The organism is Psychromarinibacter halotolerans, assembly GCF_029168315.1.
Classification (GTDB): Bacteria; Pseudomonadota; Alphaproteobacteria; order Rhodobacterales; family Rhodobacteraceae; genus Psychromarinibacter; species Psychromarinibacter halotolerans.
This window is the reverse complement of sequence record NZ_JARGYD010000010.1, coordinates 78,162-101,666: the sequence shown is the minus strand read 5'-3', so window position 1 is coordinate 101,666 and position 23,505 is coordinate 78,162. Positions and strand designations below refer to the sequence as shown.

The window sequence follows — 23,505 nt, the reverse complement described above, 5'->3', positions numbered from 1 at the left end:
AAGGGTCGGCTGGGGCAGGGGTCGGTGACCCCGTCAGCTTTCGTAGTCTATCACATGCCGAAGCTGTTTTTCATATTCCAGCGCCTTACCGGTTCCGAGAGCCACACAATTGAGTGATTCATCGGCGACCGATATCGCCAGACCCGTCTGTTCGCGCAGCGCAAGGTCGAGTTCGCCCAGCAGCGCGCCGCCGCCCGTCAGCATCACGCCACGGTCGACGATGTCGGCGGCCAGATCCGGCGGGGTGGCTTCCAGCGCCGTCATCACCGCCTCGCAGATGGTCATGACCGGCTCGGCCAGCGCCTCGGCGACCTGCGCCTGGCTGACTTCGGTTTCCTTCGGCACACCGTTCAGCAGGTCGCGGCCCCGGATCTGCATCGACGCGCCGCGCCCGTCGTCGGGCATCCGGGCGGTGCCGATCGAGGTCTTGATGCGCTCGGCCGTGCTTTCGCCGATCAGCAGGTTCTGCTGGCGGCGGAGATAGTTGATGATCGCCTCGTCCATGCGGTCACCGCCGACGCGGACGGACCGGGCATAGACGATGTCGCCCAGCGACAGCACGGCAACCTCGGTGGTGCCGCCGCCGATGTCGACGACCATGCTGCCGGTCGGGTCGGTGATCGGCATCCCCGCGCCGATGGCGGCGGCGATCGGTTCCGCGATCAGCCCGGCGCGGCGCGCGCCCGCCGACAGCACCGACTGCCGGATCGCCCGCTTTTCCACCGGCGTGGCGCCGTGCGGCACGCAGACGATGATCTTCGGTTTCGAGAAGGTCGTCCGGCGGTGCACCTTGCGGATGAAGTGCTTGATCATCTCCTCGGCCACGTCGAAGTCGGCGATCACGCCTTCGCGCATCGGGCGGATCGCCTCGATCGAACCGGGCGTCCGGCCCAGCATCAGCTTGGCATCCTCGCCCACGGCCAGCACCTGCTTGCGCCCGTCTTTGACGTGATAGGCCACGACGGAGGGCTCGTTCAGGATCACGCCACGTCCCTTGACGTAGACCAGCGTGTTGGCGGTTCCGAGGTCGATGGCCATGTCGGCAGAGAACAGGCCAGAGAGAAAAGACATGCGGGCGGCACCTTCGTTCCGGGTAAAGGCAGCTTGGGCGCGGGACTCATGTCGGCGCACCGGGGGGTGTTATATGGACGGCTCGGTCCAAGGAAAAGGGGGCCGGTGGCGGCGATCCGCCCAAATGCCGGGCAGGGGCCCCAAGACGGGCGACAATTTGCCGGCTGCCAGAAAAGTGAAAGCGTGGCCGATTGTCGGGGAAGTGCGCGACAAGCTGCAAGCCACCGCAATAGTCACCGTCGAATGTTCGATTTGTGAAATTCTGGCTGGATCAAGAGCAGACCGGGCCGTGTCGTGGCCCGGTCTGTATTTTTTTCCGCAAAGGGGGTCGGCGCAGGGCCTGTGCCGCCGGGATTACCCGACGTCCTTGTAGCTAATGCCCTTCACGTCGGCATCCGGCGCGGTCTTGCCCAGCCGCACCAGCAGCCGGTTCAGCGCCGTGACATAGGCCTTGGCCGACGCGACGACGGTGTCCGTGTCGCTGGACTGGCCGGTCGCGATACGCCCGTCCTGTTCCAGCCGCACATGCACGGTGGCCTGCGCGTCGGTGCCCTCGGTCACCGCGTTGATCTGGTACAGCTGCAGATGCGCCTCGTGCGGGAACAGCTTCTTCACCGCGTTGAAGGTGGCGTCGACCGGGCCGTCGCCGGTGGCGGTGACCTGCTCGTCCTTGCCGTCGATCGTCAGGGTCAGGTCGGCCGACTGCGGCGCCTCGGTGCCGCAGATCACGCGCAGGAACTTCACCTGAATGCGCTCGTTGCCCACCTCGACGGCGGTGTCGCGCATCAGCGCCACGAGATCCTCGTCGAAGACCTCTTTCTTGCGGTCGGCCAGCGCCTTGAACCGGACGAACATGTCGTTCAGCTGGTTGTCCGCCAGTTCATAGCCCAGGTTATTCAACTTGGACCGCAGCGCGGCGCGGCCCGAATGCTTGCCCATGACGATGTTCGTCTCGGTCAGGCCGACATCAGCGGGGCGCATGATCTCGAAGGTCTCGGCGTTCTTCAGCATCCCGTCCTGGTGGATGCCGCTTTCGTGCGCGAAGGCGTTCTTGCCGACGATCGCCTTGTTGTACTGCACGGCAAAGCCGGACACCGTGGCGACCCGGCGCGAGATGTTCATGATCCTCGTCGTGTCGACGCCGGTGGACCACGGCATGATGTCGTGGCGCACCTTCAGCGCCATCACGATCTCTTCCAGCGCGGTGTTGCCGGCCCGTTCGCCCAGCCCGTTGATCGTGCATTCGATCTGGCGCGCGCCGCCCGCGACAGCGGCCAGCGAGTTCGCCGTCGCCATACCAAGGTCGTTGTGGCAGTGCGTTGCGAAGATCACGTCCTCGGCGCCCGGCACCTCGGCGATCAGCTGGCGGATCAGGTCGGCGCTTTCCTCCGGGGCGGTGTAGCCCACGGTGTCGGGGATGTTGATCGTGGTCGCGCCCGCGTTGATCGCGATGCCCACCACCCGCTTCAGGTAATCCCACTCGGTCCGCGTCGCATCCATCGGCGACCACTGGACGTTGTCGCACAGGTTGCGCGCGTGGGTGACCGTATCGTGAATGCGGTCGGCCATCTCGTCCATCGTCAGGTCCGGGATGGCGCGGTGCAGCGGCGATGTGCCGATAAAGGTGTGGATCCGCGGCGAGCGCGCGTGCTTCACGGCCTCCCAGCAGCGGTCGATGTCCTTGAAGTTGGCGCGCGCCAGCCCGCAGATGGTGGCATTCTGCGACTGCTTCGCAATCTCCGACACCGCGGCGAAATCGCCTTCCGAGGCGATGGGAAAGCCCGCCTCGATGATGTCGACGCCCATCTCGTCAAGCAGCTGGGCGATCTCCAGCTTCTCTTCGTGGGTCATGGTCGCGCCGGGCGATTGCTCGCCGTCACGCAGCGTGGTGTCGAAAATCAACACGCGGTTGGGGTCGGTCTGGGTCATGTCTGAATTCCGTCTGTTGTCCTTAAGCCTTTGGCGCGGGCGTCTCCTCCTCTGAGCGGTCGCGCCGAAAGGGCACGCTCAGAGGCGGCTAAGGAGCAGGAGACCGGCAAGGGGCAGCGCCGCGCGAAGCGCGGTCGGGGATGCGATATGCTGCCGGGTCATCATGCAAAGCGACATAGCATGGCGACCGAAGAATGCGAAAGCGAAAATTTGCCCCTGCCGTTCCCGGCTTCTTCTCTTCGAAAATACCTCGGGGGAGCCGCGCAGCGGCGGGGGCAGAGCCCCCCTTGCACGCTTCCATGCGCGCCCTTCGTCGCGACGGGCGCAGAGCCCCCATCCTTCGCCCCGTTCAAGAGGTCATGTTCAAGAGATCATACAGTCCGCCCCCGGCCGCGGCACCTCGGCCCCCGCGCCCACGGTGGGCACATAGTCGAAGGCCGCGATCCGCGCGCCGCCGTCGAACGCCATGAACACAAGGTTCGCCCCGGCGCGGATCGCGATCCCCTCGGGGTCGCGGCCATAGGCGATCAGCGGCGTCGTTCCCAGCAGCCGCCCCTCGGGGTCGAGCTCGTACAGCGAGTTCGTCCCCTCCCAGTCGTCCACCACCAGCAGGTGGCCGGTGCGTGGATCCCGCGCGATGCCCTGCGGTTCGGTCAGCGGCGGGTCAAAGGCGTCGCCGGACAGCGTGCGCGACACGTTGCCGTCCATGTCGGTCCAGATGATGCGGGCCGGGTCGTCCTCGACCAGCACCAGCGTCCCGTCGGGCAGCACCACCATGCCTTCGGTCATCGCACGCACGTTGCCCAGCCGGAACGGCGCGCCAAGGGCGGTGCCCTCCTTCGTCAGCCGCTGATACTGGCCCGCGCCGTCGCTGACGACGACGTGGCCATCCTCCAGCGCCACCGCCTTGATCCGGAACAGGTCGCTGCGCCAACGCCGCAGTTCGATCCCGTCCAGCGTGACAAGGATCATCTCGGGCCCCTCGTTGGCGATCCACAGGCCGCAAAAGGCGGGATCGTATTCAAGGCTGGCGGGGCGGTTCAGGTCGTAGAAGCCGGACAGCTTCAGGTCCAGCGCGGCCGAGGGCAGCGCGGACGCAAGAACGACAAGGGCGGTCAGGCGCATGGGGGTCTCCCGGGCGACTCGTCTTTCCCCAGCTTGGCGCTAGGTCACGCCCGGTCAAGCGAGAGGGTTCATGACACGCGTATTGGTGATCGGTTCGTCGGGCGGCATCGGGGCCGCGCTGTTTTCCGAGGCAACGGCAAGGGGGGGCAAGGTGACGGGCCTGTCGCGCAGCGGCGACGGGCTGGACATCACCGATCCCGACAGCGTGGATCGGCACCTCGGTGCGTTGGACACGACCTTCGACCGGATCGTGGTGGCCACGGGCGCGCTTCAATCCGGGGGGCGGGCGCCCGAGAAGGCGCTGAAGCAGATCGACGCCGCCTATCTGACACAGCAGTTTGCCGTGAACGCGCTTGGCCCCGCGCTGATCCTGAAGCATGTGCCCCGCCTGTTGACGCGCGATGCGCCGTCGGCGGTGGGGGTGCTGTCGGCGCGGGTCGGATCGATCGGCGACAACGGGCTTGGCGGCTGGTACGGCTACCGCGCGGCGAAAGCGGCGGTGAACCAGATCGTGCATACCGCTGCGATCGAACTGGCGCGGACCCATAAGAAGGCTGTCTGCGTGGCGCTGCACCCCGGCACGGTCGCGACGCCGTTCACCTCTGATTTCGTGTCGCCAGAGAACGCCACGCCCCCGGCCAAGGCGGCGGGCAACCTGCTGGATGTGCTGGACGGGCTGACGCCTGCGAAGACGGGCGGGTTCTATGACTATGCGGGCAAGGAGATCCCGTGGTGAGCCGCCTTGTGCTGGTGCTGGGCGACCAGCTGTCGCCCGATCTGACCGCGTTGCAGAAGGCCGACCGTGAAACCGACACCGTGGTGATGGCCGAGGTCATGGCCGAGGCGTCCTATGTCGCGCATCACCCCAAGAAGATCGCCTTCCTGTTCGCCGCGATGCGCAAGTTCGCCGACGCGCTGCGCAAGGATGGCTGGACGGTCGCCTACACCCCGCTCGACGATCCGGATAATGCCGGGTCCATCGACGGCGAACTGATGCGGCGGCTGGATGAAACCGGCGCGGACGAGGTGCTGTATACCCAGCCCGGCGAGTGGCGGCTGATCCGGGTACTGGAAGACTTCGCCTCTGCCGCGCCGGTGAAAGTCCGGCGGTTTGAGGACCGGCGCTTTATCTGTACCCATGCCGAGTTCGAGCAATGGGCAGAGGGGCGCAAGGCGCTGCGGATGGAGTATTTCTATCGCGAGATGCGGCGCAAGACCGGCCTGCTGATGGAGGGCGACAAGCCCGCGGGCGGCGCGTGGAATTTCGACAAGGAAAACCGCAAGCCGCCGCCGCACGGGGTCGACACCGCCCCGATGCAGTTCACCCCGGACGAGACCGTCGACAAGGTTCTCGACCTAGTAGACGCGAAATTCGCGCAAAATTTCGGGGCCCTGCGGCCGTTCTGGTTCGCCACCGCCCGGGGACAGGCGCGGCGGGCGCTGGCGCATTTCATCACGCACGCGCTGCCGCGCTTCGGCGATTTTCAGGACGCCATGCTGAGGGACGAGAAGTTCCTCTATCACGCCGTCATCTCGGTCTACCTGAACGCTGGGCTGCTTGACCCGCTGGAGGTCTGCCGCGCGGCCGAGGATGCGTGGAAGGCCGGGGACGTGCCGATCAATGCCGCCGAGGGGTTCATCCGGCAGATCCTTGGCTGGCGCGAATACGTGCGCGGGATCTACTTTCTGGAGGGCGAGGACTATCCTCGCCGCAACGCCCTGAACCACCAGCGCAAACTGCCCGATTTCTACTGGTCGGCCGAGACCGACATGGCCTGCGTCGCCCACGCGGTCTCCCAGACCCGGGACGAGGCTTATGCCCATCACATCCAGCGCCTGATGATCACCGGCAACTTCGCCCTGCTGGCCGGGGTGAACCCGCACGCGGTGCACGAATGGTATCTCGAGGTCTACGCCGACGCCTATGAATGGGTCGAGGCGCCGAACACGGTTGGGATGAGCCAGTTCGCGGACGGCGGGCTGTTGGGATCGAAACCCTATGTTTCGTCGGGCAGCTACATCGACCGGATGTCCGACTACTGCAAGGACTGCCGCTACAAGGTGAAGGACAAGACCGGACCGGACGCGTGCCCGTTCAATCTGTTGTACTGGCAGTTCCTCGACCGCCACCGCGAGCGGTTCGAGGGCAATCACCGCATGGGCAACATGTACCGCACATGGGACCGCATGGACGCGGATCACCGCAAGACGGTGCTGGCAGAGGCCGAGGATTTGCTGGATCGGCTGTCGAAGGGTGACCGGATCTAACGGCGCATCGTGTCGGCATAGACGGTATCGAAGTCCTCGCCGTTCTCGCCCACGCGCCGGATCAGGTCGCGCAGCCCCTCGCGCCCGGCGACCTCTTCGATCTCGGCCACCAGCCGCGCGGCGGCGCCATAGCTGTCGCGCCAGTCGCGGCCCTCGCGCAGGCGCACCCACGAAAAGAAGTCCTTCGCTTCGCGAATCCAGTCAGATTCACGCGGGTTGGCGGGCATCCACGGCCGGTCGTCGCCGGACAGGTAGGTCGCCAGCCCTTCGTCGAACCACGCCGGGTACTTGGGGCCAAGGATGTCCGCCGCCGACAGGTTGCGGTGCAGTTCGACGTGTACCCGTTCATGGGTCATGATCATCTCGTTCACGCCGCGCGGGCCCATCAGGATCAGGTGGAAGCCGAAGGTCATGCCGTTCGCCGACAGTCCCATCCGCGCCTCGCACTCGGACGTCGTGCACAGCACCCAGACCGGATCCGTCTGCAACGGGCCGAAGAAGGCTTGGACGTTCGCTTTCGCCGCTTCGATGTGTTGCAGCACGCGCGGCGCGGCGGTCGGGTCGTCGATATAGACGTCGGGCGCCACCTCGGTCAGGTCGTAAAGGTCGGGGGTGAAGGCGCGATAGGGGCTGGGGACGGCGGCGAACGCCAGCGCGCCGCCGACCACGGCGGCCACGGCGACCGACCGGACGCACAGCCCAAGAAAACGCACGATACCCATGCAAAGGCATATAGGGGCGGCGGGATGCCGCGCAATGCGGCAGCGTCTCGGCCCTGTCATGTCATACCGCTAGGGTGCGCGGGAAAGGCTTTTGACTCCGTCGCGTTACGCGGTCAGTCTGTCACGATAAACCAACTGGGAGACCCTAAATGCTCGCTCGTTTCCTGACCGCCACGGCGGTCCTGGGCCTGACCGCCGGAATGGCGTCCGCCGAGTACAAAATAACGATTCTTCACACCAACGATTTCCACGCACGGTTCGAGCCGATCTCGAAATACGATTCGACCTGCGGGGCCGAGGACAACGACGCGGGCGAATGCTTCGGCGGCTCTGCGCGCCTTGTGACCGCCGTCGAAGCGGCTAAGGAACGCGCTGGCAACTACCTTCTGGTGGACGGCGGCGACCAGTTCCAGGGCACGCTGTTCTACACCTACTACAAGGGCAAGGCCGCGGCCGAGATGATGAACAAGATGGGGTACGACGGGATGACCGTCGGCAACCACGAGTTCGACGACGGCCCCGAGGTTCTGAAAGGCTTCACCGAAGCGGTCGACTTCCCGATCCTGATGTCGAACGCCGATATCTCGGGCGAGCCGATCCTGACCGACGCGATCCAGAAGTCGATCATCATCGAGAAAGACGGCGAGAAGATCGGCATGATCGGTCTGACCCCGCAGGACACCGACGAACTGGCCAGCCCGGGCAAGAACATCATCTTCACGCCCCCCGCCGATGCCGTCGCCGCCGAAGTCGAAAGGTTGAAGGCAGAAGGCGTCAACAAGATCGTCGTGCTGTCGCACTCGGGCCTGAACGTCGACCGCGCCGTGGCCGAGGCGAACCCCGACGTCGACATCATCGTCGGCGGCCACGACAACAGCCTGCTGTCCAACACGATCGAGGGCGCGAAAGGCCCGTACCCGATCATGGTCGGCACCACTGCCATCGTGCAGGCCTATGCATACGGCAAGTTCCTGGGCGAGCTGAACGTGACCTTCGACGATGACGGCGTCATCACCGAGGCCGTGGGCGAGCCGATCCTGCTGGACGCTTCGGTGACCGAGGACGAGACCACCAAGGCGCGCATCACCGAAATGGCGGCGCCGCTGGACGAGATCCGCAACGAGGTGGTCGCCGAGACCTCCGAAGCCATCGAAGGCAGCCGCGAAGTCTGCCGCGCGATGGAATGCCAGATGGGCACGCTGGTGGCCGACGCGATGCTGGCCCGGGTGGCCGATCAGGGCATCGAGGTCGCGATCGCCAACGGCGGCGGCCTGCGGTCGTCGATCGACGCGGGCGAGGTCACGATGGGCGAGGTCCTGACGGTGCTGCCGTTCCAGAACACGCTGTCGACCTTCCAGGTCAGCGGCGCGACCCTGATCGAGGCGCTTGAAAACGGCGTCAGCCAGATCGAGGACGGCGGCGGCCGGTTCCCGCAGGTTGCGGGCATCAGCTTTACCGTCACCGCGTCCGCCGAGCCCGGCAGCCGCGTCTCGGACGTGATGGTCGGCGGCGAGCCGATCGATCCCGAAGCGACCTATGGCGTGGTGTCCAACAACTACGTCCGCAACGGCGGCGACGGCTATTCCATGTTCGTGGATGCCGAGAACGCCTATGATTTCGGCCCCGACCTTGCCGACGTGGTCGCCGAGTACCTCGCCGAAAGCGGCCCCTACACGCCCTACACCGACGGCCGGATCACGATGGCCGAATAATCCCGGACGGGGTGAGGAAATAGAAAGGCCCGCGGCAGTGCTGCGGGCCTTGTGCGTTGGGGGGAGGCGTCCTAGCCTTTTTTGGGAAACGCAGCACAGCAAAGTTTTCGGCGCCTCTTGGTGTGGCGCGGTGTCGCTGGCAAAATGCTGAGCAGGTTCCAACCTGCGGAAATGAGAAGCGTGAGACTATATCTACGTTTGGAACTGAGACATCTCGGATAGGCTAATCTACCCCAAAAGAGGCAAAATTGGTTACGGAAACGATCATCGGCTTTGACTCTGCTTGGGCCAATAAGGCACCCGGCGCGATCTGCTCTATTACCATGAAAAATGGACAGATTTCCGGATTCCGATTTCCCCAGCCCGCCAGCTTCGATGACGCATTGGCACTGACCCGCGACGTGGTTGTTGAGTCCGACTTCACACTTATTGCAATTGACCAGCCCACTTTGGTTCCGAACACCTCAGGGTGTAGACCTGTTGAACGGGTCGCAGGTAGTATCGTCAACGCAATCGGCGGAGGTGTGCAGCCCGCAAATCGCAGCAAAACCTCTATGTTTGGCAGCGACGCGCCAATATGGAATTTTCTAGACCAAGTTAATGCTCGAGAAAATCCAGCTGTGGCTCGGCTTGCATCCCATGGAGAATTTTTGATCGAAGTGTTCCCTGCGCTGGCTCTGCCTTCAATCATACCCGAAATTTGGTTTCGGAGACGTGCGGCTAAGTACAACCCGGTGGGAAGAAAGTATTATACACAGGATTGGCAGCTAGTCACATCGGGAGTCGAGAGGGCCTCTCGAGCCATGGGACTTCATCCTGTTGCCTCCGCTGCGAATTTTTTAGGCGGTTTGGAAAAGCCTACCAAGGCTGATCAAGATAACCTCGACGCGTTGATCTGTCTGATGGTCGGATTCATTTTTAGAAGGCGACCGCCAGAAGAGACTGCCGTCATTGGAGATAGAGACAACGGCTACATCGTAACTCCGGTCACTTCTGAGACCATGGATGTTTTAGTGCGTTCTGCGGCTTTGCGGAACGTTCCCATGAACGTGGCTTGGAGCCGTGATGCTGTGCGGGTTCCGTCTGCGCTTCAGTTGGCGAGGCCCGGTTATCTTCCCTACCCGGCAGGTGAAGTCGGCAAAGCTGACGACGGTCGCGACCTCTCCGTTCAAAAGCGCTGCCCCGTTTGCGGGCATCTTTTTCGCGGAAAAGGGTGGAGCGGCATCGACGCGCATTGGAAAGCTTTGCATGAGGACTTAATGCCTTATGCAGAGGCGTGGGAAGCTATCGCTGCGGGGCGTAAGATAATTCCGAGCCAACCCGATAATTAGCATCACCCACCCAGTGCGCTGGAGACGCTGACTATCTGCACTGAGGTAAGGCATTCACCCGATTTAGTCACCAACACCCCGCTGCCCGTCCTGCCCCTTTACGGACGGCTCGCGCCACCCATGCCCCACGAGGCGGTGGTGAAGGTGTCCAAGGCCTCTCCGACAAACGACCGGCTGCGGCCGATGCGCTGGCCCGCGCGGGGGCTGTGGCCGGGAACGCCGCCGTCCCGGCCGCATAAATGAGTCCTTGTGTTATCCTCCGCGAACCCCCATGTGTTGCAGGCTTACGTTTCTTCTCTTCGAAATGCTGTGTCCGTTTACCCGGGATCGGTTGATCGACTTGGATCGACTTTCGCCGGGCTGTCGCAATGCCGCGGGCAGCGTTTTTACAGGAGACACGGATATGGCCAATGGCACCGTGAAATGGTTCAACTCTACCAAAGGCTTCGGCTTCATTCAGCCGGAAGAGGGCAGCAAGGATGTCTTTCTGCACATCTCCGCTGTCGAGCGCGCTGGCATCAGCCAGATTGACGACGGCCAGAAGGTGACGTTTGACGTTGAGACCGGCCGCGACGGCCGCGAGTCCGCCAGCAACCTGGCGCTCGCTTGAGGCCGTCGCTGGAAGACCTGCTTGCGGGTGTTCCGGCTCAGGAGGGGAACGGTGGGAAAAGACTGACGCCCAGCGTTTCCGCCTCCAAGGCGAAGGCCGCCGAGCCGGTGACCGCGCTCGACAAGACCACCGAGAACGCCAAGCTCGTTCTGGAGGAAGAGGCCAAGGAGCGCGCGGCCAAGACCGCGCGCCTCAAGGCGGCTCGTGAAGCACGGGACGCCGGCGGCTCGGACTGAACCGTCCGTACCGCGATTGCGCCGGGGCGCACCGCAAGGTGCTGCCCGGGCACCCGATACCGACATAACAGGCAAGCGCGTCGAACGGGGCAACCTTCACTGGTCCCGGCTGTTCCGCGCGTTGCCGTCCGAACCGGCTTTTGGGGGGCTGTTACCCCTGACGGACCGGTTCGTTCGAACAGGAAGAGGAGAAGAATAATGGGTTATTCAAGCCCCAAGAAGCAGCTGGATCTCAAGGAATTCCTGAGCACGCCGGCGAAGAAACCCGTGGGTGGCAAGCGTTTCGGTTTTGGCAAGTTTCCCTTGCCGAAGTCCAAGCCGGGCACTGCGGACGCCTCGGGTGAAGACACCGACGACTGAGGCTGTCAGACCACCGGATGGGCTCGCCCGCGCCCCGCGCAGGCGGCATCCGACAGGCCGGACCACCGCCGCATACTATCCGATCCCGGCGCCGGACCAGACGGGTCCGCGCCGCAGGCATGCCCCCGACGGGCGGCCCGGATCGCCAGACGAGAAAGAAAGAAAATGATCGAAGTACATTGGGGCCAGCCCGTGGTCCTGCTTACCCCGCATGCCGGCGACGCCGAGCGGTTCGGCACCATCGAAAAAGCCCGCTACTGGCTGCGCCGCAAATGGCCTGTCTCGGATTCCGCGCGCCGTTCGGCGATCGCGAAGGTCGAGGCGGCGATGGAATGCCTGAGCCCGGTCGAGGACGCGCGGCAAGCCTTCCTTGCTGCCGCCCTGTCGGCTGGGTTCGTTCCCGCCGCCGCAGGCCAGGCTTGACCCGAAGCCGGTCCAAGCACGGCTATCGGAGATCGCTGCGCGCGTTATCCGCCCTTCCGTCTTTGGCAGCTGCGCATAAAAAATCCCGGCCAGGGTCATCCTGGCCGGGATTTCTGATCAACCTTCGCCGCCTTACTCGGGCAGGGCGAACGCCATGATATAGTCGCCCCGGATCGGGGTGGCACGGTTGCCGCCGACGGTGATCACCACGAACTGGCGACCGCTTTCCGGCGAGACATAGGTCATCGGGCTGGTTTCGCCGCCGACGGGCAGACGGCCCTTCCACAGCTCTTCCCCGGTGTGAACGTCCAGCGCACGGATGTAGTAGTCCTGCGTGCCGGCCATGAAGACCAGACCCGAGGCCGTGTTGACCGAACCGCCAAGGGTGGGCAGGCCGATCGGGATGTTGATCCCGGTGGCGATGCCCAGCGGGCCGGCGTCCTTGATGGTGCCAAGGGGCTTGGACCACAGGACATCGTTGGTGTTCAGGTTGACGGCCGACAGGGTGCCGAACGGCGGCTCTTGGCAGGGGATGCCAAGCGGCGACATGAAGCGATCCTGTTGCAGGCCATAGGGGGTGCCTGCCATGGCCGCCGCGCCACCGTGTGTGTCGCCGCTTTCCGCCATCTCGTCGTAGGTTTCCCGTTCGATCAGGCGCGAGATGATCGGCAGACGGATGTCGTTGACGATCATGATGCCCTCGTCCTCGTTGATCGACACAGAGCCCCAGTTCATCCCGCCGGACCAGCCGGGGTAGATGATGGTGGGATCGGTCGTCAGCGGGGTGAAGTCACCCTCGTAGCGTGCGCCCTTGAACCGGACCCGGCAGTACAGCTGGTCCAGCAGCGTGGCGCCCCACATGCGGTTTTCCGACAGTTCTTCCGTCCCGAAAGAGGGGAAGGTCGAATACGGCTGCGTCGGGGAATAGGTTTCGTTGTCGACGCCGTCGGTGGGAACGGGGCGTTCCTCGACCGGCACGATGGGTTCGCCTGTTTCACGGTTCAGCGCGAAGATGTGGCCGCGCTTGGTGGGCTGGTAGACCGCCGGGATGGTGCCGCCGTTGCCGTCGGGTGCGTCATACAACACCGGCTGCGAGGCGACGTCGTAGTCCCACAGGTCGTGGTGGGTGGTCTGGAAGTGCCACGCTTCGCGGCCGGTTTCGATGTTCAGCGCGACGATGGACGAGGAGTACTCGTTCGCCGCATCCGAACGGTGGCCGCCCCAAAAGTCGGGGGTCGCGTTGCCGACCGGCAGATACACCAAGCCAAGCGTGTCGTCGTAGGACATGGTCGACCAGACGTTCGGCGTCCCGCGGGAATAGCTTTCGCCCGGGGGCGGCAGCAGGGTGATCGACGGATCGCCCAGATCCCATGCCCAGACGAGTTCGGCGGTGCGGGCGTCGAAGGCGCGGATCACGCCCGAAGGCTCGCCCACTTCGGCGTTGTCGTGCACCCAGCCGCCGATGACGATCAGGCCACGGCCCACGGTGGGCGACGACGTCTGGAAGTAGTAGCCGGTCTTGATCTCGCCCATGCCGTTGCGCAGGTCGAAGATGCCGTTCTCACCGAACTCGGCACAGGGTTCGCCGGTCAGCGCGTCCACGGCCACAAGGCGCGCGTCCACGGTCGACGAGATGATGCGGCGCGAACACAGCGCATCGACGTCCAAAGCTTCGACATCGCCGTCACGTTCGGCGGGCGACTGGTCCGCGTTGGCGTCGTAGTAGATCACGCCCCGGCAGCGCGGGAAGATGTTGCCTTCCGCATCGGGGTCGAAGGTCCAGATCTCTTCGCCGGTTTCGCTGTCGACGGCGAACAGGCGCGAGGTGTGCGTGCAGCCGTACAGCATGCCGTCCACCTGAAGCGGGACCACGATGTGACCCTCGCCGCCCACGGGGACTTCGCCGGTGCGATAGGTCCATGCGGGTTCCAGCTGGGCCACGTTTTCCGGCGTCAGTTGGGTCAGCGACGAAAAGCGCGTGCCTTCGGCGTTGCCGCCCCAGACCGCCCAGTTTTCATCGGCGGGCGCGGACACACCGGCGCCAGAGGCGAGGTCCGGGTTGTCCTGCGGCTTGACGATCCACTGGGTCTGGAACGCGCCCACGAAGGTGGCGATGATGCCCAGCGTCAGGACACCGGCGGCGATGCGCGGCGCCTTGTAGGACCGGCCCGGCTTGAATTTATAGGCCGGCATCAGAAGCAGCACGGCCACGGCCAGCACGGCGGGGGCCATCAGGTCCGAGATCAGCGGCCAAAGCGCGAAGGCGCTGGTGCTAAGCGCCCAAAGCACAGTGACGACGAAGGTCGCAAGGTACAGCAGCGCGCCCGCGGGTTTGCGCAGAATTGTCAGCACCCCCGACACGGTAAGCGCAAGGCCCGCAGGTGCGAAGTAGATCGAGCCGCCCAGCATCAGCAGGCGAAGCCCGCCGCCCAGCAGCGCAAGGCCCGTGGCGGTCAGGATAAGGCCAAGGATCAGAAGGCTTACCTTCTTCCACGGCTTATCAATAGGTTGGTCCAGCATATGGTCCGTCCTTCAATTTCAGGGATCTGGCCGCCAGTCCGCTGCAAAGGGCAGGCTATTGGCGCCAATTGTCCTGCTCGAAGAACGCGAAACGCGGGCGGGGTCTATGTTCATTTCGTGCATTCCATTCATGTGGAATTTTCATGAGTTACCCGCCGGTTGGGCTATGGCCCCGCGAATGCGCGGTCTGCGCACCCGCGTGCGGGGCGAGTGGGCTGACTTTGATCTTGATCCGTCCGAGTTAGGCGCTGCGTGGCGGTCGAACGCGGCGGACCGCGCATCCCGTACTGGCCCCGCGCCCCCCGCTGCCCTACGTTCCTGCCCATGTGCGGACGTTTCGCTATCACCCTGCCGCCGGACGCGATGGTCCAGATGTTCGACGCCACCCCGGCGAACGATCTTCCCGACGTGCCGAACTTCAACGTCTGCCCGACCAACAGCATCTTCACGGTGGTCAGCGGCGACGGGGTGCGGCACCTTGGCCCGATGCGGTGGGGATTCATCCCGCACTGGTACAAGAAGCCCAACGACGGCCCGTTGCTGATCAACGCGCGGGCCGAGACGGTGGCCGAAAAGCCCGCCTTCCGCGCCGCCTGCCGCGAGCGGCGCTGCCTTATCCCGGCCAGCGGCTTCTACGAATGGACCAAGGACGCCGAAGACAACCGCCTGCCGTGGTACATCACGCACGAGGACGAGTCGCCCTTGGTGTTCGCGGGGGTCTGGCAGGACTGGGAGCGGGACGGCGAGGCGTTCACCACCTGTGCCATCGTGACCACGGAAGCCTCGGGCCCGATGACAGAGATCCACCACCGGATGCCCGTCACGGTCCGGCCCGAGAACTGGGGCTTGTGGCTGGGCGAGGAAGGCAAGGGCGCGGCGGTTCTGATGAAGGATGCGCCGTCGGATGGGTTCACGTTCCACCGGGTCGACCGCAAAGTGAACTCGAACCGCGCCAGCGGACCGGATCTGATCGAACCGATCGACTAGGCGTCCGTCCAGCCATTGGAAAAAGCCGGTCTTGTCCAACAAAAAACAGGCCGCGCGGGACGCGACCTGTCAAGTTGAGGCGGAAAAAAGGGCATACTCACACTACTGAGAAAGCGCCAAACAGGCGCCTTATGTCGTTAAATTAAAAACAGAATGAGACTTAATTAGGGCATTGTTTCCCGTTTGGTGTGCTGCCGCTGGCACACTCAACCGCAGCGATCCAAGGCCGACACAGTGCGGCAAAACCTGCGGCCCTCCCCCGAACGGGACTGACTCCATCCGGGGAAGGGCCTTCGCGATCTTGGGCTGGGCCGGGCAGGGGGGCGCCTGCCGGATGGCCCCGGCCCGCGATCACATCCAGTAGGGGTTCACAAGGTAGTGGTCATGCAGCCGCTGTTCGTAATCGCGGTTGCCATGCCAATCCTTGTCAGAGCGCGGCGCGCCTTCGACCTGTTCGCGGGTGATGTCGGTAACATAGCCGTCCTTGGCCGTGTCGTAGGTCAGTTTTTCCCACGGCACGGGGTATTCCTCTTCCCCAAGGCCAAGAAACCCGCCGAAATGCCTCACGGCATAGGGCACACGGCCCGAGCTTTTGTCGATCATCAGGTGGTCGATGTGGCCGATCTTTTCGCCGTCGCGGGCATAGACATTGGTGCCGTTGACGCGGTCGGACGAGATGATTGCTGTCGTGGTCATGGGATTGCCTCCTCTCACATATCCGGGGAGTCAACGGATGGTACAGCAAGGCGGTTCCGACCCTGTCGCACGCTGCGGCGCGGCGGAAGTTGGCGCATGTCTGGTGCCGGACAGGCCGCGTGCCTGTGCGGCTGTCAGTCGAACACGATCACGTTGCGTTTCGCGGACCCTGTCCGCGTGTCGGCGATCGCTTCGTTGATGGCGTCCAGCGGATAACGGCCGGATACCAGTTCGTCGAGCTTCAGGCGGCCCTGCCGGTACAGGTCGATCATCCACGGAATGTCGCGCCGGGGCACGCCGTCGCCCATCTTCGATCCAAGGATCTGCTGCACGGTGGCGGCGACGACAACGGGTTCATAGCGGGTGGTCTGGCCGGAATGCGGCATCCCGACGATGGTCATCTTGCCGTGAAATCCAAGGTAGCGCGCCGCCGTGTCGAACGCTGCGATGGCGCCGGTCGCGACGAAGACGTGATCCGCGCCGCCGCCCATGATCTTCTTGGCCTGCGACCACGGACGCTCGCCGGTGCCCAGCACGGCGGCGGTGGCGCCGAATTCCATCGCGATGTCCAGCTTCTCGGGCACCATGTCCACCGCCACGACATGCGAGGCGCCTGCGATCCGGGCGCCCTGTATCGCGTTCAGCCCGACGCCCCCGGCGCCGATGATCACCGCGCGCTGGCCGGCCCGCAGCCCGGCGCTGTTCACCACGGCACCGATGCCGGTGATCACTCCGCAGGACAGAAGGCAGGCGGCGTCCATCGGCAGATCCGCCGGGATCGGCACCAGTTGCGACTGGTCCACGACGACCGCTTCTGCGAAGGCGCCGGTACGGACGCCTTGCGCATACGGGGTGCCATCCGCGCCGCTGATCGGGTGGTCGCTGCGGTCGGTGACGGTCTGGCAGGCCCCGGGGTGGTTGTCGACGCAGGACGGGCACTGGCCGCAGGCGCGGAACAGTGTCACCAGCACGGTGTCGCCCTCGGCAATGCCCGACACGCCTGTGCCGACCCGCGTGACACGGCCCGCTGCCTCGTGGCCGTAGACGGCGGGCAGGTCACCGCCCCAGCCGCCATCGGCGCAGGATATGTCGGAATGACAGACCGCGCAGGCGGCGATCCGCACCTCGACCTCGCCGGGGGCGGGATCGGCCAGCGTGATGTCCTCGATCACGAGCGGTTCGCCGAACGCGCGGCAGACGGCTGCCTTGGCCTGTGTCATGATGCGTGCCTCCCCAAGACATCTGTCCCCGGGAAAGACTGGCCGCAGGAGACGCCGGCTGGCAAGCGCGAATGTTGGGCAGGGCTGCGGCGCACGATCTTCTAGAAGATCGTGCCCGTCAGGATTTTCTAGAAAATCCCTCTACGCCAGATGTTTACTCGGCCGCGTGGGTCGCGACCGGCGCGCGGACCGGTTCGACATCGTCACGGTAGAGATAATCGCGTGTCAGCGGTACGGCTTCCTGCTTGCGGGCCAGCTGGTACTGGAACACGCACTGGTCGTTCAGCCGGAACGTCAGCTCGCAGGCCACCAGATAGAACCGCCACATGCGGCAGAACCGTTCGTCGTACAGGGCTTCGACCCGGTCGCGGTTCGCCATGAAACGATCGTGCCAGTGCTTCAGCGTCTCGGCATAGTGCAGCCGCCAGACCTCGATGTCGCAGGTGTACAGCCGTTCCTTCTCGACCGCCTTCATCGACTCGGAAATCGACGGACAGTAGCCACCCGGGAAGATGTACTTTGTCACCCACGGGTTGGTGGCGCCGGGCGGGTCGGTGCGACCGATAAAGTGGATCAACGCGACGCCGTCCTCGGCCAGCCGGTCACGCACGTTCGAGAAATACTCGCGGTAATGCGGCACGCCGACGTGTTCGAACATGCCCACCGACACGATGCGGTCGAAGGTTTCGGTCACGTCGCGATAATCCATCAGGCGGAAGTCGACCTGATCCTCCAGCCCCTCGGCGCGGGCCCGGGCGCGGGCGATCTTGTGCTGTTCCTCGGACAGGGTCACGCCGACCACTTTCGCACCGTATTCGCGCGCCAGCGTCAGCCCCATGCCGCCCCAGCCACAGCCGATGTCCAGCACGGTCATGCCCGGCTCGATCAACAGCTTCTTGGCGATGTGGCGTTTCTTGGCGACCTGCGCTTCTTCCAGCGTCATGTCCGGACGTTCGAAGTAGGCGCAGCTGTATTGCTTGTCGGTGTCCAGAAACAGATCGTACAGCTGGCCGGACAGATCGTAGTGATGCGCGACGTTGTCCTTTGCCTTGCCCACCGGGTTGTTCTGCGCGATCCAGCGCAGCCCATTGCGCAGCTTTCCGGCCGAGGCGATCCAGCCCGGCGCGTTGCCCGCGTGCATGTTGACGATGGCCAGCGTCAGCAGGCCGTAGATGTCGTCATTTTCGATCGTCAGCGTGCCGTTCATGTAGCTTTCGCCAAGACCGAGTTCCGGATTAAGCGCCAGTTGCTTCAGCGTGGCCTTGTCGTGAACGGTGACATGGACGGCCGTTCCCTTGCCGTCGCCATAGGATTTCGTGCCGCCATCCGGATAGGTGACACGGAAGTTGCCCTGCCGCATGAGTGTCCGCAGCATTCGGTCGAAGATTTTTTCATACATTTTTCACCCCCAATCCCGCAGTCCGGCTGACCGGCCGGAGGCTGCCTTGGGGGTTTCTGCGACCCGCAAGGCGACGCGGAATGCATTAGAAACAAGCAAAGCTTGCGACTAGGTCGGGCACTTGTCCAGAAATCAATATTAACTTTTCATTAACCCGACATGCTTTAACGCACCGTGCCGCCGAAAGGTTCCGCGTCATGTGCATTTTTTTCGCTCTCTTGACTTCCGGGGCCGGGCGCGGTGTATCGCGCGTGCTTTCCAGCTCTGATCCAGAGGACCGACGATGCACGCTTATCGCAGCCATACCTGCGCCGAACTGACCAAGGAAAACGTGGGCGAGACCGTCCGCCTTGCCGGCTGGGTCCACCGCGTGCGAGATCACGGCGGGGTCCTGTTCATCGACCTGCGCGACCATTACGGCGTGACGCAGGTCCTGTGCGACCCCGACAGCCCGGTCTTCGCGTCGGTCGAGAAGGTGCGCTCGGAATGGTGTATCCGGATCGACGGCACCGTGAAGGCCCGCGACGAAAGCCTTGTGAACGCGAAGCTGCCCACCGGCGAGATCGAGGTCTATATCCGCGACATCGAAATCCTCGGCGCGTCCGAGGAACTGCCGCTGATGGTGTTCGGCGATCAGGAATACCCGGAAGAAACCCGCCTGCGGTATCGTTACCTCGACCTGCGCCGCGAGGTGATGCAGAAGAACATGACGCTGCGCTCGGACGTGGTCGCGTCCTTCCGAAAGCGCATGTGGGACATCAACTTCCGCGAATACCAGACGCCGATCATCACCGCGTCGTCCCCAGAGGGCGCGCGCGACTTCCTCGTGCCGTCGCGTCTGCACCCCGGCAAGTTCTACGCGCTGCCGCAGGCGCCGCAGCAGTTCAAGCAGCTGCTGATGGTGTCGGGCTTCGACAAGTATTTCCAGATCGCGCCGTGCTTCCGCGACGAGGACCCGCGCGCCGACCGCTCGCCCACCGACTTCTATCAGCTCGACCTTGAGATGAGCTTCGTCACCCAGCAGGACGTGTTCGACACCGTCAGCCCGGTGATCGCCGGCGTGTTCGAGGAATTCGGCGGCGGCAAGAAGGTCGACGCGCCCGGCGACTGGCCGCAGATCCCCTATAAGGAAGCGGCTCTGAAGTACGGCACCGACAAGCCCGACCTGCGCAACCCGATCGAGATGCAGGACGTGTCCGAGCATTTCGCCGGCTCTGGTTTCGCGATCTTCGCCAAGATCCTTGAACAGGACGGCACCGAGATCCGCGCGATCCCCGCGCCCAACGGCGGCAGCCGCAAGTTCTGCGACCGCATGAACGCCTTCGCCCAGAAAGAAGGTCTGCCCGGCATGGGGTACATCTTCTGGCGCGACAAGGACGGCGAGATGGAAGCCGCAGGTCCCCTGGCCAAGAACATCGGCCCCGAGCGCACCGAGGCGATCCGCCAGCAGCTTGGCCTTGGCGTCGGCGACGCAGCCTTCTTCCTTGGTGGCAAGCCCAAGTCGTTCGAGCGTGTGGCCGGCAAGGCCCGCGACGTGATCGGCGAGGACCTGAACCTGACCGACAAGGACCGCTTCGCCTTCGCCTGGATCGTGGATTTTCCGATCTACGAAAAGGACGAGGAAACCGGCAAGATCGACTTCGAACACAACCCGTTCTCGATGCCGCAGGGCGGGATGGAGGCGCTGGAAGGCGATCCGCTGGCCGTGCGCGGCTTTCAGTACGACCTTGCCTGCAACGGCTATGAACTGGTGTCCGGCGCGATCCGGAACCACAAGCCCGAAATCATGTTCAAGGCCTTCGAAATCGCCGGCTACGGCGAGGACGAGGTGAAGAAGCGGTTCGGCGGTCTGGTCAACGCATTCCGCTTCGGCGCCCCGCCGCACGGCGGCTGCGCCGCTGGTATCGACCGGATCGTCATGCTGCTGGCGGCCGAGGACAACATCCGCGAAGTGATGCTGTTCCCGATGAACCAGCGCGCCGAGGATCTGATGATGCAGGCGCCGTCCGACCCCACCAGCGACCAGCTGATGGAACTCGGCCTGCGGATCATCCCGCAGGACTGACGCCACCGGCCCGCGCGCCCGCCCCTCAGGGCGGGCCGCCGCCGGGGCACGGGCTTGCCATCATTGTGACTGTGGTGCGGGGCGCGGCTCTGCTAGGATCGCGCCGAAGCGCCCCGGCTGGAACCGGGGCGGCAGGCACCGACGCAAGCAGGTCTGGGCAGGCACATGACCGTGTTCGACGGCCCGATCGGGCCGGAAACTTACGCACTGATCCGTTTCGGCTATGGCTTTCCCGCCCGCGACGCGGCGACGGGCCGCCGCGCGATGCTTCGGGGGCTGACCGGCCCCGACCGGATGCGCAGGGCGTTTCCCAAGGCGGGCCTGCCCGAGGCCGCCGCGATGGGCGCCGACTATCTCGCGGCCCAGAGGGACCTGCGCAAGGACGTCCCCGGCGCCGATGCGCGGCGCAAGGCGGCGTGGCGCACGATCCGCGCGGCGCAGTATCACGGGCTGCTGACCGACTTCGCCCGCATCGCCGACACCGACACCCCGTTCCGCGAACGGCTGGTGCATTTCTGGGCCAACCACTTCGCCACCCGCACCAAGGGACGGCAGTCGCACGCGTGCGGGCCCGCCTTCCTTGACGAAGCGATCCGCCCCCACATCGCCGGCCGCTTCGCCGATCTGCTGAAGGCGGCGGTGACGCATCCGGTGATGCTGGCGTTTCTGGACCAGACAACCTCGGTGGGACCGAACAGCAAGGCCAACGCCAAGGGCCGGCGTGGCCTGAACGAGAACCTCGCGCGCGAAGTGCTGGAACTGCACACGCTGGGGGTGGGCGCGGGCTATACCCAGACCGATGTGACCGAGTTCGCGGAACTTCTGACCGGGCTGACCTTCAACCTGAAACGCGACACCGCCACCGTGTTCAAATCCAAATGGGCCGAACCGGGGGCGGAAACTGTGCTGGGCGTGCGTTACGGCGGCAAGGGCAAAGCCAAGCTGGGCGACATCCACGCGGCGCTTGATGACCTTTCGGTACACCCGGCGACCGCGTTGCATGTCAGCCGCAAGATCGCCGCCCATTTCACCGCCGACACGCCCGACCCGGCGCTGGTGGCGACGATGGAAACCGCATGGCGCGACACCGGCGGCGACCTGCTGGCCGTCTACGGCGCGATGCTGAAACATAAGGCCGCGTGGTCGGGGTTCGGCGCCAAGGTGAAGCTTCCGCAGGAACTGCTGGCCAGCGCGATGCGCGGCCTCGGGCTGAGCGGCGCCGACATCCTGCGTACCAAGTACGGACGCGGACGCGACTGGCTGATGCGCCCGCTGGTGGCGATGGGGCAAAGCTATCTCGGACCCGCCGACCCATCGGGCTTCCCGGACGAGGCAGCGGCATGGGTCCAGCCCTATGGCCTTGCGCAGCGGATCACATGGGCGATGGCGACGGTGCGTAGCGTCCCGGTCAAGGGGCTGCAGCCCGACCGTTTCGCGCGCGACCTGCTGGGCGATGCGGTGTCGGGCCGCTTGCTGCAGGCGGTGTCGCGCGCCGAAACGCGCGAGGACGGGCTGGGCCTTGCGCTCGCCTCGGCGGAATTCAACAGGCGATAGGGGGCAGGGGCATGACACATCTGACCCGGCGCGGGATGCTGAAAGGCGGGCTTGGCGTGGCCTGCTCGGCGGCGGCGCACCCGCTGATGTCGACGATGACGCTGGCCGCGACGCCGGGCGACGCGCGGCTGGTGGTTATCGTACTGCGCGGGGCGATGGACGGGCTGGACCTGCTGGCCCCGGTGGGCGACCCGGCCTACGCCGTGCTGCGCCCGACGCTGGGCCGCCGCGCCGCCGAAACCGGCCTGCCTTTGGGCGGCGGCTTCGTGCTGCACCGGGCGATGGCGCCGTTGATGCCACTGTGGCAGGCGGGCGAACTGGGCTTCGCGCAGGCGGTTTCGACCCCGTACCGGGACAAGCGCAGCCACTTCGACGGGCAGGATCTGCTTGAGGCCGGGACCGGCATGGACGTGGCCCTCGCGGCGCAGCGCGACGGCTGGCTGAACCGACTGCTGCAGGCGATGCCGGGCACCGAGGCGCACACCGCCTTCGCCGTCGGTCGGCAGGAAATGCGCATCCTGCGCGGCGATGCGCCGGTCTACCAGTGGACGCCCGAGGCCGAGATCGAGATCACGCCGCAGGCCCAGCTGCTGCTGGAACAGATCTACGCCCCCGATCCGCTGTTCTCGACCGCGGGCCGCAGCGCGCTGGATCTTGCCGCCGAGATCGGCCACGAGACGCTGCCGCCGCTGCCGGGCGGCGCCCGGCGGGAACCGCTGGCCGCCTTCGCCGCCGAACGGATGAACGAGGATGCCCGGATCGTGTCCTATTCGCTGAACGGCTGGGACACCCACCGCAACCAGAAACGGGCGCTGACCACCGCGCTCGACGTGCTGCAGCGGTCAATCCTGACGCTGAAGGACGGGCTGGGGCCGAACTGGTCGAAGACGGCGGTGCTGGCGATGACGGAATTCGGCCGCACAGCGCGCGAAAACGGATCCGGCGGCACCGACCATGGCACCGGCGGCGCGCTGGTGATGGCAGGCGGCGCGCTTCGCGGCGGCCGGATCTACGGGCGCTGGCCGGGCCTCGACGAAGCCGACCTGTACGACCGGCGCGACCTGATGCCCACAGCCGACGTCCGCGCCTACGCGGCGTGGGCGATGCGCGGCCTGCACGGCATCGACCGCGCCACGCTGGAACGCACGATCTTCCCCACGCTGGACATGGGCGACAACCCCGGCCTGCTGGCCTGATCCCGCCCTAAGCGCCTTCTTCTCTTCCAAAATACCTCGGGGGAGCCGCGCGGCAGCGCGGCGGGGGCAGCGCCCCCTCCT

General features: G+C 65.1%; 20 protein-coding genes. 12 read left to right on the top strand and 8 right to left on the bottom strand.

Annotated elements, in window-relative coordinates; genetic code table 11:
• Positions 1 to 33: 33 nt before the first annotated feature.
• From P1K30_RS20275 to P1K30_RS20265, 3 genes are all read right to left on the bottom strand, one after another.
• A complete protein-coding gene (locus tag P1K30_RS20275; protein ID WP_275634605.1) occupies positions 34 to 1,071 on the bottom strand; it encodes a rod shape-determining protein in 1,038 nt (345 codons plus the stop codon).
• A gap of 354 nt (positions 1,072 to 1,425) precedes the next feature.
• Entirely contained in the window at positions 1,426 to 3,000 is a 1,575-nt protein-coding gene (locus P1K30_RS20270; protein ID WP_275634604.1) for a 2-isopropylmalate synthase, read from the bottom strand.
• 363 nt (positions 3,001 to 3,363) lie between these two features.
• A complete protein-coding gene (locus P1K30_RS20265) occupies positions 3,364 to 4,125 on the bottom strand; it encodes an SdiA-regulated/phytase-like domain-containing protein (protein ID WP_275634603.1) in 762 nt (253 codons plus the stop codon).
• A gap of 70 nt (positions 4,126 to 4,195) precedes the next feature.
• On the opposite strand from P1K30_RS20265, the gene P1K30_RS20260 reads away from it, so the two are divergent.
• Complete coding sequence (locus P1K30_RS20260) at positions 4,196 to 4,861, top strand: SDR family NAD(P)-dependent oxidoreductase (RefSeq protein ID WP_275634602.1); 666 nt, start codon at positions 4,196 to 4,198, stop codon at positions 4,859 to 4,861.
• Entirely contained in the window at positions 4,858 to 6,393 is a 1,536-nt protein-coding gene (locus P1K30_RS20255; protein ID WP_275634601.1) for a cryptochrome/photolyase family protein, read from the top strand. Before P1K30_RS20260 ends, P1K30_RS20255 begins: the two co-directional genes overlap by 4 nt.
• Here P1K30_RS20255 and P1K30_RS20250 read toward each other — a convergent pair.
• Entirely contained in the window at positions 6,390 to 7,115 is a 726-nt protein-coding gene (locus tag P1K30_RS20250; RefSeq protein WP_275634600.1) for a hypothetical protein, read from the bottom strand. The genes P1K30_RS20255 and P1K30_RS20250 overlap by 4 nt on opposite strands.
• Positions 7,116 to 7,264: 149 nt before the next feature.
• Here P1K30_RS20250 and P1K30_RS20245 point away from each other — a divergent pair, with 149 nt between their 5' ends.
• From P1K30_RS20245 to P1K30_RS20220, 6 genes are all read left to right on the top strand, one after another.
• A complete protein-coding gene (locus tag P1K30_RS20245) occupies positions 7,265 to 8,827 on the top strand; it encodes a bifunctional metallophosphatase/5'-nucleotidase (protein ID WP_275634599.1) in 1,563 nt (520 codons plus the stop codon).
• Between the two features lie 248 nt (positions 8,828 to 9,075).
• Positions 9,076 to 10,158: a DUF429 domain-containing protein gene (locus P1K30_RS20240; protein ID WP_275634598.1), complete on the top strand. Its 1,083-nt coding sequence runs from the start codon at positions 9,076 to 9,078 to the stop codon at positions 10,156 to 10,158.
• Between the two features lie 403 nt (positions 10,159 to 10,561).
• Positions 10,562 to 10,768, top strand: coding sequence for a cold-shock protein (locus P1K30_RS20235; RefSeq protein WP_275634597.1), 207 nt, complete (start codon positions 10,562 to 10,564; stop codon positions 10,766 to 10,768).
• Positions 10,765 to 11,004 carry a hypothetical protein gene (locus P1K30_RS20230; protein WP_275634596.1) on the top strand — a complete coding sequence of 80 codons (240 nt, stop codon included), beginning with the start codon at positions 10,765 to 10,767 and terminating at the stop codon, positions 11,002 to 11,004. The genes P1K30_RS20235 and P1K30_RS20230 overlap by 4 nt, the downstream gene beginning before the upstream one ends.
• A gap of 198 nt (positions 11,005 to 11,202) precedes the next feature.
• Positions 11,203 to 11,364 carry a hypothetical protein gene (locus P1K30_RS20225; RefSeq protein WP_275634595.1) on the top strand — a complete coding sequence of 54 codons (162 nt, stop codon included), beginning with the start codon at positions 11,203 to 11,205 and terminating at the stop codon, positions 11,362 to 11,364.
• Between the two features lie 165 nt (positions 11,365 to 11,529).
• Positions 11,530 to 11,787, top strand: coding sequence for a DUF982 domain-containing protein (locus tag P1K30_RS20220; protein ID WP_275634594.1), 258 nt, complete (start codon positions 11,530 to 11,532; stop codon positions 11,785 to 11,787).
• A gap of 132 nt (positions 11,788 to 11,919) precedes the next feature.
• Here P1K30_RS20220 and P1K30_RS20215 read toward each other — a convergent pair whose 3' ends face one another.
• A complete protein-coding gene (locus tag P1K30_RS20215; protein WP_275634593.1) occupies positions 11,920 to 14,307 on the bottom strand; it encodes a membrane-bound PQQ-dependent dehydrogenase, glucose/quinate/shikimate family in 2,388 nt (795 codons plus the stop codon).
• Between the two features lie 324 nt (positions 14,308 to 14,631).
• On the opposite strand from P1K30_RS20215, the gene P1K30_RS20210 reads away from it, so the two are divergent.
• Positions 14,632 to 15,294, top strand: a complete 663-nt coding sequence (locus P1K30_RS20210; protein WP_275634592.1) for an SOS response-associated peptidase — start codon at positions 14,632 to 14,634, stop codon at positions 15,292 to 15,294.
• Between the two features lie 351 nt (positions 15,295 to 15,645).
• On the opposite strand, the gene P1K30_RS20205 is transcribed toward P1K30_RS20210, so the two are convergent.
• The 3 genes from P1K30_RS20205 to P1K30_RS20195 form a co-directional block, all read right to left on the bottom strand.
• On the bottom strand, positions 15,646 to 15,990 hold the full coding sequence (locus P1K30_RS20205) for a PRC-barrel domain-containing protein (RefSeq protein WP_275634591.1): 345 nt from the start codon (positions 15,988 to 15,990) through the stop codon (positions 15,646 to 15,648).
• Positions 15,991 to 16,124: 134 nt separating this feature from the next.
• Positions 16,125 to 17,210: a Zn-dependent alcohol dehydrogenase gene (locus P1K30_RS20200; protein WP_275634590.1), complete on the bottom strand. Its 1,086-nt coding sequence runs from the start codon at positions 17,208 to 17,210 to the stop codon at positions 16,125 to 16,127.
• Positions 17,211 to 17,364: 154 nt separating this feature from the next.
• Positions 17,365 to 18,585, bottom strand: coding sequence for a class I SAM-dependent methyltransferase (locus P1K30_RS20195; protein ID WP_420852179.1), 1,221 nt, complete (start codon positions 18,583 to 18,585; stop codon positions 17,365 to 17,367).
• Between the two features lie 307 nt (positions 18,586 to 18,892).
• On the opposite strand from P1K30_RS20195, the gene aspS reads away from it, so the two are divergent.
• From aspS to P1K30_RS20180, 3 genes are all read left to right on the top strand, one after another.
• Positions 18,893 to 20,674 (top strand): aspartate--tRNA ligase, encoded by a 1,782-nt coding sequence (gene aspS, locus P1K30_RS20190; protein ID WP_275634588.1) that lies wholly within the window; start codon positions 18,893 to 18,895, stop codon positions 20,672 to 20,674.
• Between the two features lie 165 nt (positions 20,675 to 20,839).
• Positions 20,840 to 22,228, top strand: coding sequence for a DUF1800 domain-containing protein (locus P1K30_RS20185; RefSeq protein ID WP_275634587.1), 1,389 nt, complete (start codon positions 20,840 to 20,842; stop codon positions 22,226 to 22,228).
• Between the two features lie 11 nt (positions 22,229 to 22,239).
• Positions 22,240 to 23,424, top strand: coding sequence for a DUF1501 domain-containing protein (locus P1K30_RS20180; RefSeq protein WP_275634586.1), 1,185 nt, complete (start codon positions 22,240 to 22,242; stop codon positions 23,422 to 23,424).
• The last annotated feature ends 81 nt before the right edge of the window (positions 23,425 to 23,505 follow it).

Excerpts from the sequence above, each read along its gene's own strand:
- P1K30_RS20180 (WP_275634586.1), top strand. The coding sequence starts at position 22,240 with ATGACACATCTGACCCGGCGCGGGATGCTGAAAGGCGGGCTTGGCGTG.
- P1K30_RS20245 (WP_275634599.1), top strand. The coding sequence starts at position 7,265 with ATGCTCGCTCGTTTCCTGACCGCCACGGCGGTCCTGGGCCTGACCGCC.
- P1K30_RS20210 (WP_275634592.1), top strand. The coding sequence starts at position 14,632 with ATGTGCGGACGTTTCGCTATCACCCTGCCGCCGGACGCGATGGTCCAG.
- aspS (WP_275634588.1), top strand. The coding sequence starts at position 18,893 with ATGCACGCTTATCGCAGCCATACCTGCGCCGAACTGACCAAGGAAAAC.
- P1K30_RS20195 (WP_420852179.1), bottom strand. The coding sequence starts at position 18,585 with ATGCTGCGGACACTCATGCGGCAGGGCAACTTCCGTGTCACCTATCCG.
- P1K30_RS20235 (WP_275634597.1), top strand. The coding sequence starts at position 10,562 with ATGGCCAATGGCACCGTGAAATGGTTCAACTCTACCAAAGGCTTCGGC.
- P1K30_RS20220 (WP_275634594.1), top strand. The coding sequence starts at position 11,530 with ATGATCGAAGTACATTGGGGCCAGCCCGTGGTCCTGCTTACCCCGCAT.
- P1K30_RS20205 (WP_275634591.1), bottom strand. The coding sequence starts at position 15,990 with ATGACCACGACAGCAATCATCTCGTCCGACCGCGTCAACGGCACCAAT.
- P1K30_RS20260 (WP_275634602.1), top strand. The coding sequence starts at position 4,196 with ATGACACGCGTATTGGTGATCGGTTCGTCGGGCGGCATCGGGGCCGCG.
- P1K30_RS20185 (WP_275634587.1), top strand. The coding sequence starts at position 20,840 with ATGACCGTGTTCGACGGCCCGATCGGGCCGGAAACTTACGCACTGATC.
- P1K30_RS20215 (WP_275634593.1), bottom strand. The coding sequence starts at position 14,307 with ATGCTGGACCAACCTATTGATAAGCCGTGGAAGAAGGTAAGCCTTCTG.
- P1K30_RS20270 (WP_275634604.1), bottom strand. The coding sequence starts at position 3,000 with ATGACCCAGACCGACCCCAACCGCGTGTTGATTTTCGACACCACGCTG.
- P1K30_RS20275 (WP_275634605.1), bottom strand. The coding sequence starts at position 1,071 with ATGTCTTTTCTCTCTGGCCTGTTCTCTGCCGACATGGCCATCGACCTC.
- P1K30_RS20225 (WP_275634595.1), top strand. The coding sequence starts at position 11,203 with ATGGGTTATTCAAGCCCCAAGAAGCAGCTGGATCTCAAGGAATTCCTG.
- P1K30_RS20200 (WP_275634590.1), bottom strand. The coding sequence starts at position 17,210 with ATGACACAGGCCAAGGCAGCCGTCTGCCGCGCGTTCGGCGAACCGCTC.
- P1K30_RS20265 (WP_275634603.1), bottom strand. The coding sequence starts at position 4,125 with ATGCGCCTGACCGCCCTTGTCGTTCTTGCGTCCGCGCTGCCCTCGGCC.
- P1K30_RS20250 (WP_275634600.1), bottom strand. The coding sequence starts at position 7,115 with ATGGGTATCGTGCGTTTTCTTGGGCTGTGCGTCCGGTCGGTCGCCGTG.